11 protein-coding genes and 1 pseudogene are annotated in these 11,227 nt (G+C 74.7%); 7 read left to right on the top strand and 5 right to left on the bottom strand.

Features of this window, described 5'->3' with window-relative positions:
• Positions 1 to 400 (top strand): annotated as a pseudogene (locus tag ACFP3V_RS01600) (O-antigen ligase family protein); the annotation flags it as partial.
• Between the two features lie 535 nt (positions 401 to 935).
• On the opposite strand, the gene ACFP3V_RS01595 reads toward ACFP3V_RS01600, so the two are convergent.
• Positions 936 to 1,955, bottom strand: a complete 1,020-nt coding sequence (locus tag ACFP3V_RS01595) for a 2-dehydropantoate 2-reductase (protein ID WP_380578813.1) — start codon at positions 1,953 to 1,955, stop codon at positions 936 to 938.
• The gene (locus ACFP3V_RS01590) at positions 1,952 to 3,616 is read right to left on the bottom strand and encodes an FAD-binding dehydrogenase (protein WP_380578811.1); all 1,665 of its coding nucleotides are present in this window, start codon (positions 3,614 to 3,616) and stop codon (positions 1,952 to 1,954) included. Before ACFP3V_RS01590 ends, ACFP3V_RS01595 begins: the two co-directional genes overlap by 4 nt.
• A 186-nt stretch (positions 3,617 to 3,802) precedes the next feature.
• On the opposite strand from ACFP3V_RS01590, the gene ACFP3V_RS01585 reads away from it, so the two are divergent.
• Together ACFP3V_RS01585 and ACFP3V_RS01580 are read left to right on the top strand one after the other, a co-directional pair.
• A complete protein-coding gene (locus tag ACFP3V_RS01585) occupies positions 3,803 to 4,768 on the top strand; it encodes a serine/threonine-protein kinase (RefSeq protein ID WP_380578809.1) in 966 nt (321 codons plus the stop codon).
• A gap of 33 nt (positions 4,769 to 4,801) precedes the next feature.
• Positions 4,802 to 5,806: a ketopantoate reductase family protein gene (locus ACFP3V_RS01580; protein WP_380578807.1), complete on the top strand. Its 1,005-nt coding sequence runs from the start codon at positions 4,802 to 4,804 to the stop codon at positions 5,804 to 5,806.
• Here the strand turns inward: ACFP3V_RS01580 and ACFP3V_RS01575 are convergent.
• The gene (locus ACFP3V_RS01575; RefSeq protein ID WP_380578805.1) at positions 5,788 to 6,288 is read right to left on the bottom strand and encodes a DUF2087 domain-containing protein; all 501 of its coding nucleotides are present in this window, start codon (positions 6,286 to 6,288) and stop codon (positions 5,788 to 5,790) included. The two genes, ACFP3V_RS01580 and ACFP3V_RS01575, sit on opposite strands and share 19 nt — an antisense overlap.
• Before the next feature lie 168 nt (positions 6,289 to 6,456).
• Here ACFP3V_RS01575 and ACFP3V_RS01570 point away from each other — a divergent pair, with 168 nt between their 5' ends.
• Positions 6,457 to 6,954: a DUF3592 domain-containing protein gene (locus ACFP3V_RS01570; RefSeq protein WP_380578803.1), complete on the top strand. Its 498-nt coding sequence runs from the start codon at positions 6,457 to 6,459 to the stop codon at positions 6,952 to 6,954.
• Positions 6,955 to 7,133: 179 nt separating this feature from the next.
• Here ACFP3V_RS01570 and ACFP3V_RS01565 read toward each other — a convergent pair whose 3' ends face one another.
• Entirely contained in the window at positions 7,134 to 7,679 is a 546-nt protein-coding gene (locus ACFP3V_RS01565) for a hypothetical protein (RefSeq protein ID WP_380578801.1), read from the bottom strand.
• A 264-nt stretch (positions 7,680 to 7,943) separates the two neighbouring features.
• Here ACFP3V_RS01565 and ACFP3V_RS01560 point away from each other — a divergent pair, with 264 nt between their 5' ends.
• The 3 genes from ACFP3V_RS01560 to ACFP3V_RS01550 all read left to right on the top strand — a co-directional run bounded on the left by ACFP3V_RS01560 (position 7,944) and on the right by ACFP3V_RS01550 (position 10,345).
• Entirely contained in the window at positions 7,944 to 8,159 is a 216-nt protein-coding gene (locus ACFP3V_RS01560) for a DUF397 domain-containing protein (protein ID WP_380578976.1), read from the top strand.
• A 478-nt stretch (positions 8,160 to 8,637) separates the two neighbouring features.
• Complete coding sequence (locus ACFP3V_RS01555; RefSeq protein WP_380578799.1) at positions 8,638 to 9,132, top strand: hypothetical protein; 495 nt, start codon at positions 8,638 to 8,640, stop codon at positions 9,130 to 9,132.
• Positions 9,133 to 9,253: 121 nt separating this feature from the next.
• Positions 9,254 to 10,345, top strand: a complete 1,092-nt coding sequence (locus tag ACFP3V_RS01550) for an acyl-CoA dehydrogenase family protein (RefSeq protein ID WP_380578797.1) — start codon at positions 9,254 to 9,256, stop codon at positions 10,343 to 10,345.
• 15 nt (positions 10,346 to 10,360) lie between these two features.
• Here ACFP3V_RS01550 and ACFP3V_RS01545 read toward each other — a convergent pair.
• Positions 10,361 to 11,227, bottom strand: an 867-nt coding sequence (locus tag ACFP3V_RS01545) for an aminoglycoside phosphotransferase family protein (RefSeq protein WP_380578795.1), incomplete at its 5' end; no start/stop codon positions are given.

The following is an 11,227-nucleotide window of genomic DNA, read 5'->3' as shown; positions in this document are numbered from 1 at the left end:
GGCCGTGGTGGCCGCGGCGGCGACGCGCACGGCCGAGCCGCCGGTGACGGGCAGTCATGTCGCCCTCTGGCACCAGGCGTTGGACGCGGTCAGGGCCTCCCCGCTGCGGGGCTCTGGCTTCGCAGCCCCGGACGCGGCCGCCCCGCCGTCGGCCGCTCTGCAGGTCGCCGCGCAGCAGGGGTTGCCCGGACTGGCCCTGCTGACGGCGGCATTCGCCTGGGCGCTGTGGGCGCTCGCGCTGTCGCCGCGGTCGACGCCCGTCGTCCTCGCGGCGGGCGCTGCGGTGGCCGCGCTGGGCGCGGAGGCGCTGCTCACGCCCATCCTCAGCGTGCCCGGCGTGACGGCGGCGGCGGGTTTCCTCCTCGGCATGGCTGCCGCCCGCCCTCTTGAGCCCCGGTAGGGGCCGGCAGGGGCCTTCAGGGGCGCGAGGCTGCAGACACGCGCGGCTCCGCCGCCTGGGCGCGACCAGCCCACTGCCCGGGAGGGCGGGCTCCGTCTGCGGGGCGAACCTCCGGGGGTTGGTGGGTTGGTGGGGCGCCCACCGCGTGGGGAGGTTGGGCTCCGTCTGCGGGGCGAGCGCCCGTGTGGGTGGTGGGTTGGGGGGGCGCCCACCGCGTGGGGAGGTTCGGCTCCGTCTGCGGGGCGAGCGCCCGTGTGGGTGGTGGGTTGGGGGGGCGCCCACCGCGTGGGGAGGTTCGGCTCCGTCTGCGGGGCGAGCGCCCGTGTGGGTGGTGGGTTGGGGGGCGCCCACCGCGCGGGGAGGTTCGGCCCCGTCTGCGGGGCGAACCCCCGGGGGTTGCTGGCTGGTCGCGTCCGCGCGGCGGAGCGGCACAAGTCTGCAGCCTCGCACCCCTGAGGGGCCTGACGGGGCCTCAGGGGTGGTGGGCTGGTCGCGCCCACGCGGCGGAGCCGCACATGTCCGCAGCCTCGCGCCGCTACCGGGGGCTGAGGGCGGAGAGGAGGGCGGGGCCGGACCAGGGGGCGGGGGCCGTGGTGGATTCCGCGTCGCGGACCAGTTCGGCCAGGCGGGAGTTGGCCGGGGCGGCAAGCCCATGCTTGCTGGCCAGGGCCACCACCTCCCCCTGCAGGGCGTCGATCTCCGTCCGCCGGCCGCGCTGGAAGTCCTCCCACATGGACGACCGCGCCTGGGCATCCACCGCGAGGGTCTGCTTGGCGACGCGACGGAAGACCGCGTCCGGCAGGCGCAGCAGCAGGGGCATCAGGCGGGGCGGTACCGGGGACATCCGCGCGGGCTCGATGCCCTCCGCGCGCAGGGCCCGGAGGGCCTCCCGCTGGCAGCGGGCCAGGCAGACGCGGTAGGCGCGTTGACCGAGCTGCTCCCGCAGCGGCAGCCCGGAGAGGGCGTTGACCGCGTTGTTGAGGTTCATCAACAGCTTGGCCGCCTGCACCCCGGGCATGTCCGCGCGTGGCTGCACGGTCAGCCCGGCCGCCGCAAAGGCCGGCAGCAGCGGGCCCGCTGACGGGTCGTCGGCCAGCATGAGGACGCCGCCCGTGCCCCGGTGGAAGCGGCCGGGCGCGGTCTGCAGGACGTTGTAGGGCACCATCCCCGCCAGCACGGTCGCCTTCGGCAGTTCCGCGGCCAGGACGGCCGGGTTGCGCAGGCCGTTCTGGAAGCTGACCACCACCGCGCCCGGCTTGAGGTGCGGGGCGAGCTCCCGGGCGGCCGCAGCCGTGGCGCCGGACTTGACCGTCACCAGGACCACGTCGGGCGGCGCCGCCGCCGAGGCGGACGTCGACGTGACGAACGCCTCCGGCGGCACTGGGCGTTCGCCGTGGGCATCCGTCAGGAGCAGGCCGTCGCGGCCCAGTTGGGCCATCGCCGCCGGGCGGCCGATCAGGGTGACCCGCGCCGCCTCCGCGGCCGCGAGGCGGCCGCCGAGGTAGCAGCCGATGCTGCCCGCGCCGAGGACCGCGATCCGGAGCGGGGGCGTCACCTGCCGACCGCCTCGGCGCCCGCGCGGCCCGCCGCCCCGCCGGAGAAGAGGCAGCCGCCCAGGAAGGTGCCCTCCAGCGCGCGGTAGCCGTGCATGCCGCCGCCGCCGAAGCCGGCCACCTCGCCCGCCGCGTACAGGCCCGGGATCGGTGCGCCGTCCGCGCCCAGGACCCGGCTGTCGAGGTCCGTCTGCAGGCCGCCGAGGGTCTTCCGGGTGAGCACGTGCAGCTTGACGGCGATCAGCGGACCCGCCTTCGGATCGAGCAGGCGGTGCGGGGAGGCGACGCGGGAGATCCGGTCCCCGCGGTAGGCGCGGGCGCCGTGGATCGCGGTGACCTGGAGGTCCTTGGTGTAGGGGTTGGCCATCTCCCGGTCCCTGGCGACGACCTGACGCTCTATCTGCTCCAGCGTCAGCAGCGGCTTCTCGGTGAGCCGGTTCATGCCCTCGACGAGCTCGGCCAGGGTGTCCGCCACGACGAAGTCGGCGCCGTGCCGCTTGAAGGCCTCGACCGGGGCGGGAGCGCCCTTGCCGACGCGGGCGGCCACCGCCTTGCGGATGTCCTTGGACGTGAGGTCCGGGTTCTGCTCGGAGCCGGAGAGGGCGAACTCCTTCTCGATGATCTTCTGGGTGAGCACGAACCAGGACCAGTCGTAGCCGGTCTGCCGCAGGTGGGCCAGGGTGCCCAGGGTGTCGAAGCCCGGGAAGAGCGGCACCGGCAGGCGCTGCCCGGTGGCGTCGAGCCAGAGCGAGGACGGGCCGGGCAGGATGCGGATGCCGTGGCCCGGCCAGATCGGGGCGAAGTTCTGGATGCCCTCGACGTAGTGCCACATCCGGTCCCGGTTGACCAGCCGGGCCCCCGCGGCCTCGCTGATGCCGAGCATCCGCCCGTCCACATGCGCCGGCACGCCCGTCACCATGGTGGCCGGCGGTTCCCCCAGCCGGGCCGGCCAGTTGGCCCGGACCAGGTCGTGGTTGCCGCCGATGCCGCCGGAGGTCACCACGACCGCCTGCGCGCGCAGTTCGAACTCGCCCACGGCGGTGCGCGAGGACTTCACCCCCCGCTCGGTGTCACTGGGCTCGAGCAGGGTGCCGCGGACGCCCTCGACCGTGCCGGCCGCCCCGGTGAGCAGTTCGTCCACCTGGTGCCGGAACTTCAGCGTCACCAGCCCCTGTTCGACCGCCGCCAGCACCCGCTGGGCGAAGGGCTCCACGACCGCCGGGCCGGTGCCCCAGGTGAGGTGGAAGCGCGGCACCGAGTTGCCGTGGCCGAGGGCGTCGTAGCCGCCGCGCTCGGCCCAGCCGACGATCGGGACGAAGCCGACGCCCCGCTCCCGCAGCCAGGCCCGCTTCTCGCCGGCCGCGAACTCGACGTAGGCGCGCGCCCATTGACGCGCCCACAGGTCCTCGTCCTCGTCCCGGTCGAAGCCCGCCGTGCCCTCCCAGTCCTGCCAGGCCAGGTCGAAGGAGTCCTTGATGCCCATGCGCCGCTGCTCGGGCGAGTCCACCAGGAAGATGCCGCCGAGGGACCAGAAGGCCTGGCCGCCCAGGTTGGCCGCGTTCTCCTGGTCGAGCAGCAGTACGCGGCGCCCGGCGGCGGCCAGCTCGGCCGTCGCGACCAGGCCGGCCAGGCCGGCGCCCACGACGATGACGTCCGCGTCCACGAGGACTCTCCCTTGGTTACGGGTGGGTAGGTACCCGCACCTTGGCCCGAGACGGAAGCCGCGTCAAGCACGTCCGGTCGGGCCTGTGGAAAACCTGGAGGGGTCGCTGAACAGCGCGGTACCCGGCCCGCATACTGTGAGGCGGACGAGCGAGGCGGACCGACGGCGAGGCGGGGGCGCGAAGCGGTGGAGCAGAACATCCTGGTCCTGGGCCGGTACCGGCTGCTGGACCGGATCGGGCGCGGCGGCATGGGGGAGGTCTGGGCGGCGGAGGACGAGTACCTGGGCCGCCGCGTCGCCGTCAAACTGCTGCGCCCCGACAGCGGCAGCGGCGGCGGGCCGCCCGAGCTGCTGCGCGAGCGCTTCCGCCGGGAGGCCCGCCTGGCCGCGGGCCTGCAGCATCCCGGCATCACCGTCATCCACGACTTCGGCGAGTGGGACGGCATCCTGTTCCTGGTCATGGAGCTGCTCGAAGGGGCCGACCTGGGACGGCTGCTCGAAGGCCCGCCGCCCGGGCCGCTGCCCGTCCCGGAGGTGGTGGCGGCCGCCGAGCAGATCGCCGCCGCGCTCGCGTACACCCATGCCCGCGGCGTCATCCACCGCGACCTCAAGCCCGGCAACCTGATCCGGACCCCCGACGGCGCCGTCAAGATCTGCGACTTCGGCATCGCCCGGCTGGGCAGCGACCTCGGCGTCACCAGCCGCCACCACGGCGGCGGCTTCCCGGTCGGCACCCCCGCCTACATGTCGCCCGAGCAGATCGACGGCAGCGGCGTCGACGAGCGCAGCGACCTCTACTCCTTCGGCTGCGTCCTGTACGAACTCCTGGTCGGCCACCCGCCGTTCCACCAGGGCGACCCACTGGTGATCCTGCTCCAGCACCGCGACGACCCGCCGCTGCCGCCCCGGCGGCTGCGCCCGGAGATCCCCGAGGAGCTGCAGCGGCTGGTGCTGCACCTGCTCGCCAAGGACCCGGACGCGCGCCCCTCGGGCGCGGAGGAGGTGGCCCACCGGCTGCGCGCGATGCCCGGCGCGGGCGGCCCCGCCCCACTCCCCGACTGGGCCAGGGCGATGGGGCCGGTCCCGGTGTCCCTGATCCGGGTCCGCAGCGACCTGCCCGCCGTCGCGCAGCTCACCCGCAGGTGGACCTGACACCGGGCCTCCTCCGCCGCATAGGATCTGACGATGCGTTACGTGATCATCGGGGCGGGTGCCGTCGGCGGCACGATCGGCGGCCGGCTGGCCCAGGCCGGGCGCGAGGTGGTGCTGGTCGCCAGGGGCGCGCACCTCGAAGCACTGAGGCGGGAGGGTCTGCGGCTGGTCACTCCCGGCGGGGCGGAGACGCTGCGCCTTCCCGCGGTGGGCGGCGCGGCGGAGCTGGGCGCGTTGCTGCCGGGCGACGTGCTGGTGCTCGCCGTCAAGTCCCAGGACACCGCCGCCGCGCTCACCGAATGGGCGGCCCTGCCCGGCGCGCAGGACACGCCGGTGGTCTGCGCGCAGAACGGGGTCAGCAACGAGCGGACCGCCCTGCGCCTGTTCCCCCAGGTCGTCGCGGCCTGCGTGTGGCTGCCCGCCACGCACCTGGAGCCGGGCGTCGTGGTCAGCCACACGGCTCCGCTGAGCGGCATCCTGACGCTGGGCCAGTACCCGGGCGGCGTCGGCGCGTTCACGGAGCAGATCGCCTCGGACCTGGTCGCGGCGGGGTTCGACGCCCCGGTCGCACCGGACGCGATGCGCTGGAAGTACGGCAAGCTGCTGAACAACCTCGGCAACGCCCTGGAGGCGCTGCTCGGAAGGGACGGCCTGGCAGGGAACGAGGACCTCTACCTAGCCGTGCGCGAGGAGGGGGAGCGGGTGCTCACGGCCGCCGGGATCGACTGGGCCACGGACGAGGAGCGCATGGCCGTCCAGGCCGACCGGATGGACGTCCGGCCGATCCCGGGCTACGGCCGCGTCGGGGGCTCGACCTGGCAGAGCCTTTCCCGGGGCACCGGCTCCGTCGAAGCCGACCACCTCAACGGCGAGATCGCGCTGCTGGCCCGCCTGCACGGGACGGTCGCGCCCCTGAACGCCCAACTGCAGCGGCTGGTACGGCAGTTCGCTGCAGAGGGCCGGGCGCCCGGCAGCCTGACGGCGGCCGGGCTGCGCGAACTGCCGGCCCAGGAGAGCGGTCAGGCCGCGACGCGGTAGCTGCTGCCGTCCGCGGAACGGGTGAGCAGCCCGCTCTCCACCAGGTAGCGGCGCAGGGCCGGGTAGTCGTCCCAGTACTGCCGCAGTGCCATGTTGACCTCCGGTTCGGCGTAGTGCTCGCCGGGTCGGAAGGCGCGTGCGGTGACGTACTCCAGCAGCGCGCGGCGCTTGGCGGGGCGAACCGGTATGGCGGTGATCCGGCCGTCCTGCAGCAGACCGGCCACCTCGTCCTGCGCCTCGGCGGCGGGCCGGGCGGGCCGCAGCGCGTCGGCGAAGGCGGTGACGACCGCCGTCGCGGTGCCGTCCTCGGCCAGCCGGACCAGTCCAGCCTGGGCCAGCCGCGCGAGGACCTTCCGCTCCGCGGCGCCCGCAGGGACCAGGCCCGCCGGACCGGCGACGACGGTCCGGGCGTAGAGCTCCAGCCTGACCGGATCGGCGAGGGCGGCGGCGAGCGGGCCGAACGGCCCGAGCGAGGAGGACATGGCGTCGGTTCCCTTCCGAGTCGGGGCCCCGTGTCTGTCACGGGACCGTCCCACGCTAGGTACGGCCCGGGAACGGGGCCACGGATTTTCGTACGGGGCCCGGCCGGGGTGCGATGCTCACCGCGTGGCGGAGACGATCAACGACTCCCCAGGGCGACGGAGGACTTCATGGGGGGCGTGGGAGCAGGGGCGGTCACCGCGGTGGCCGTCGTCATCGGGCTGGCCTTCCTCACCATGGGCGTGGGCATGCCCTTCCTCACGATCCGGCGGGCCCGGCAGGCCACCGGGGCGCTGCGGCAGGGGCTCACGGCCGAAGGGCGGGTGCTGGACACCTATGTGACGCACCGTCAGGACCGCGCGAGCGAGCGCCATGTGATCATCGGCTTCCGCGCGGCGGACGGCCGCGAGTACCGGATCGAGGACTCCGGGAACCGGCCACGGGTCGTGGGGGACCACGTGCCGGTGCGCTACCTGCCGGACCGGCCCGACCTGGCCGTGCCGGCGGACACCAGCGTCGGCGCGCTGGCCGGGGTAAGCGTCATGGTCTGCGTCTTCGGCGGGGTGTTCGCCGTGGCCGGCCTGGTGGTGCTCCTGCTCGGACTGACGGGTGTGCTGCTCGTCGACTCGGTGCCGGACCCGTCGCTCTCGGACCCCTCGCTGCCGTGAGCCGACCCCGCCTGCGGAACCGCGCCGGCACCCTCCGCGGAAGCCCTGCCGGCACCCTCCCGCGGAAGCCCTGCCGGCACCCTCCCGCGGAAGCCCTGTCGGCACCCTCCCGCGGAAGCCGTGCCTGGCGCGGGGTGCGGAGCCACGGCGGGGGCCCGCGCCCGGAATCGCGCCGGCGGTCAGGCCTCGCGGGGCAGCGCGCCGCGCTGCCAGTGGCGCAGGGCCTCGGCCTCCTGGGCGCACTCCGCGCCGAGGCGGGTGAGCTCGTCGTCCGCGAGCCGGTGCGCGCGGTCCTGCGTGGCCCAGCGCAGCTGGTCCGCCGCGGCACGCACGCGCTCGGCCCGCTCCTCGAAGGCCCCCAGGCGGTCGGCGGCCCGGGCCGCGTCCGGTTCGCGCTCCAACTGCCGCAGGTCGGCGTCCACCTCGGCGCCGTAGCGGTCCAGTCGTTTCAACAGGGCCATCGCGTCCGCGAGTTGGCCGTCCTCCTGGTGGGCGGCCTCCAGCACCCGACGGGTGGACTCCAGCGAGTTGCGCAGGCCCAGCCGGACGGAGGCGATGCGCCCTGTGGTGCTGCCCGGGCCGGCCAGGCTGCGGGCCCTGAGCGCCACCCGTTCCGCCTTGGCCGACGCCGCCCGCGCCGCCCGGACCAGCGCCGCGACGACCAGCGCCCCCAGGCCGACCGCCAGCACCAGGACCAGACCGAGGACCATCAGCAACGTGTCCATGCCCACCCCGCCTTCCTTCCGACTCGCCCGCTCTCCCACGGTAGCCGCGCCCGCGGACAGCGGGGGCTCCCCACTGCCGGTCGGACACAGGTTCAGGGTCGGTTCCGGGTTCAACCCTGAAGGGCCGTCACTCGTGCGAGCGATCCTGTCGAAGGTCTCTTCTCCTCCCCGGTGCTGGGAATACAGTGGGATCAACGACGGCGGGAGGAGCAGCAGGTGGCAAGCGACGCGTTCTTCGACCACGGCGGCACGGGCGGGGCAGGGGTGCTCGAGGACGGCCGGAAGCCGCAGCTCGACCTGAGCGCGGCCCAGTGGCAGTCCACCAGCCAGGGCTTGGGGGATGTGCAGATCGCGTTCGTCGACGGATTCATCGCCATGCGGGACGGCCGCAGCCCGGACGGTCCGGCGCTGATCTTCACCCCGGCCGAGTGGAACGCCTTCGTCCTCGGCGCCCGGGACGGCGAGTTCGACCTCACCTGATTCGGTGACGGTGTGCGCGCCTGAGCCCGCAGGTTTGGCAGCGCGCTGTCTTTGTACGCCCGCGGGAACGCGGGAAAGGGAGACGAAAGGGCGCCGCGCCGACCACCCCCACGGGGTCGACGCGGCGCAAAGCCCGCATCCCGCACGCCCCCACGCGGCGAGGTACGGGCCCCGTCGCCGCCGGGCCGCAGACGCAGCCATCAGCGACGAGTCCAGGGAATCGAGGGCCGTTTTTCGGGCGGCGACTTTGCCGCCCCTGCACCAGGCTGACGCATTCAGCCGCCGAACGCAGCCGAAACCGCCCTCACAAGGTGGAATTGACACCTGTTCACCAAGCGTCTCGGCCCCCTCATGTCAGCGACCGTAATCGGAACGTGATCGCGGCGTCAACTCGCGCCCCGCGGTACGGGCGAGTAGCCATCCGTCGTCATCCGGAGGCCACACCGCTGTAACCCGAACGGGCACGTAACATGAGCGCATGGCTTTCCTCCGCCGCCGTTCGGGCGCCCCCGCAGGTCCGGATTTCGACGTTCTCGCCGTGGACCCGGGCGACTGGCCGGGCGACTTCGGCGCGGCCCTGCTGCCCGACCCGGAGGACGGAGCCTGCCAGGGGGTCTTCCTGCGCTACGACCTGATGGGCGGTCGCGGCCCGTCCATGCTGATCGGCAACCTGCCCTCCGGTTCGCCCGCCCGCGACCCCGAGGACGGCGTCCCCTTCGAGGTGCGGCAGATGCTCGCCGCCGTCGGCTACGACGAGCCGGTCGAGGTGGCGGAGACCGAGGACTTCCCCGTCATGCTGGACGACGCGCTGCTCGTGGTGAAGAAGATCAAGCTGAGCGAGAGCCGGGTCGCCTGCGTCCAGTTCGGCCGCGGCGACGACATCCTGGTCACCGTCGTCACCTGGGACCGTCCGATCAGCGACGACCTCTACAAGCTGATGAAGCCGCTGCCCGCGGACATGTTCAAGGTCTGAGGCCGTGGGTGGCGTCCGGCAAGGCTCCGGGCGCGGACCGTGCGGGATAGTTCTGTCGCCGCCAGATCCCGCCCTGCGGGCCTTGATTGACGCACGAACCGCCGCTTCCTAGCCTCCTGGCATGCCCCGAACCACCCCGCCCACCAGCAGTGACGACCTGGCCGCCCGGCTGCCGCGGGTGGTGGACCTGCTCGCTGCCCGCGCCGAGGAGCACGATCGGGAGGGCGGCTTCCCGTACCAGGGTGTCGAAGTCGTCCACGAGGCCGGCCTGCTGCTGCTCGGCGCTCCGCCGCGCCAGGGCGGGGGCGGTGCCGGGCCCGTGGAACTCGTGCGCGTGCTGGTCGAGTTGGGGCGGGGTGACCCCTCGGTGGCGCTGCTGGTCGCGGACACGCTGGTGCTGCACGCGGCGCAGGCGCGGCGGCGGATCTGGCCGGAGCTGCTCTACCGGGGACTCGTCGCCGAGTCCAAACGGCGTCCGGTGCTGCTGGGCGTGCTGCCCGCGCCCGAGTTGACGGCCCGTCGGACGGAGGACGGGCTGCGGCTCGGCGGGCGGGTGGAGCGGGTGTCCGGTGCGGACGCGCTCGACTGGTTCGCCTTCGAAGTGCCGGGTAAGGACGCCGGGACCTTCCTGGTCCCGGGAGACGCCCCCGGGCTTCGCGTGGAGCACGACTGGGAGCAGCTCGGCTTGCGCGCCGGCAGTGGGCACGACCTGCTGCTCGAGGACGTGCCGGTCACCGAGGAGGCGCTGCTGCCGGGTGAACCGGACGCCTACCTGCAGGTGCTGCGGTACCTGGTGGGGCCGGCCGTGGGCCTCGGCATCGCCCGCTCGGCACGGGACTGGCTGCTGTTCCGGCTGCGCCGCCAGGGGCTGGCGCCGACCGTCGCCCTCGGCCGGATCGAGGCCGAACTCCTGGGCGCCGAGGAGCAGTTGGACGGTCTCGCCGCGCGTCTGGACCGCGCTGACCCGAGCACGCCGCGGCGGGCCGCACTGCTGCGGCTGCCGCTGCTGGACGCGGCGGAGCGGGCACTGCGGGCCGTGGTCGGCCTGTCCGGACCGGCCGCGCTGACCACCCGTCATCCGCTGGAGCGGCAGCTGCGGGACCTGCTCGCGCTCCGCGCCCAACTGCCCCCCGAGGAGCAGCTGTTCGCCGAAGCGGGAGCCGGCGTGCTGGCTCCGGGGACGGACGGTCCCGGAGCGGACGCCGGGGCGTAGCGCCGCGACGGACGGTCAGCGGGTCCCCACGGCGGCGCGGACCGCGCGGCGGGCCAGGCCGGCGTCCTCGTGCAGACGGCGGATCAGGATGCGCTGCTCCTCCCCGGCGCCGGGGACGTCGTAGGTCCGGATCTCCCGCATCAGCACCAGCAGCAGGTTGACCAGGAACGCGTCCCGGGCCAGGGTGCCGCCCGCCTGGGCGACCTGGCTCATCTGCCGCCGGGCGGCGGTGTCCCCGGCCAGCACGGCCCACAGCACCGCCAGGTCGTAACCCGGCAGGTACCAGCCGGCCTGCTCCCAGTCGACCAGGACCGGGCCGGTGGGCGCGAGCAGCACGTTGGTGAGCAGCGCGTCGCCGTGGCAGAACTGCGGGGTCACCTGGTTGAGCCCGTGCAGCAGCTGCTGCAGGTCCCCGTGGTCGCGGTCGGTCAGCAGGCCGAGGGCGTGGTAGCGCGCGATCTCCCGGGCGTAGTCCAGCGGGGCGTCGAAGACACCGCTCGGCGGCCGCCACAGGTTGAGCGAGCGCACCGCGCCCAGGATGGCGCGCACCTCGCCGGGGGTCGGCGTGTCCCCGGGGTGGCGCTCACGGGCGGCCGGCCGTCCGGGCACCCGCTCCAGCACCAGGACGCCCAGCTCGGTGTCGGCCGCCACCAGCTTGGGCAGCCGCGCCGGCGGACGGTGCCGCACGAAGGCGCGGTAGCTGGCGATCTCCCGGCGGAACCTCGACTGCGCCTGCTCGTCGGCGGGTTGGGCCAGGCACTTGGCCACCACCGGGGTCCGCCCGGCCGTCCCGGCGACCAGGATGTGCTGCGCGTCCTCCCGGACCAGCTGGCGGGGGACGAAGGTGGGGCATATCCGGGTGACCCGGCCCAGGGCCGCCCG

Origin of the sequence: Streptacidiphilus monticola (assembly GCF_042658505.1) — a bacterium.
In the GTDB taxonomy this organism is placed as follows: domain Bacteria; phylum Actinomycetota; class Actinomycetes; order Streptomycetales; family Streptomycetaceae; genus Streptacidiphilus; species Streptacidiphilus monticola.
The sequence above is the reverse complement of the archived record's forward strand: the minus strand, read 5'-3'. Positions and strand labels throughout refer to the sequence as shown.

Coding starts and splice junctions, on each gene's coding strand:
- ACFP3V_RS01550 (WP_380578797.1), top strand. CDS start 9,254: ATGCCCCGAACCACCCCGCCCACCAGCAGTGACGACCTGGCCGCCCGG.
- ACFP3V_RS01580 (WP_380578807.1), top strand. CDS start 4,802: ATGCGTTACGTGATCATCGGGGCGGGTGCCGTCGGCGGCACGATCGGC.
- ACFP3V_RS01575 (WP_380578805.1), bottom strand. CDS start 6,288: ATGTCCTCCTCGCTCGGGCCGTTCGGCCCGCTCGCCGCCGCCCTCGCC.
- ACFP3V_RS01570 (WP_380578803.1), top strand. CDS start 6,457: ATGGGGGGCGTGGGAGCAGGGGCGGTCACCGCGGTGGCCGTCGTCATC.
- ACFP3V_RS01565 (WP_380578801.1), bottom strand. CDS start 7,679: ATGGACACGTTGCTGATGGTCCTCGGTCTGGTCCTGGTGCTGGCGGTC.
- ACFP3V_RS01555 (WP_380578799.1), top strand. CDS start 8,638: ATGGCTTTCCTCCGCCGCCGTTCGGGCGCCCCCGCAGGTCCGGATTTC.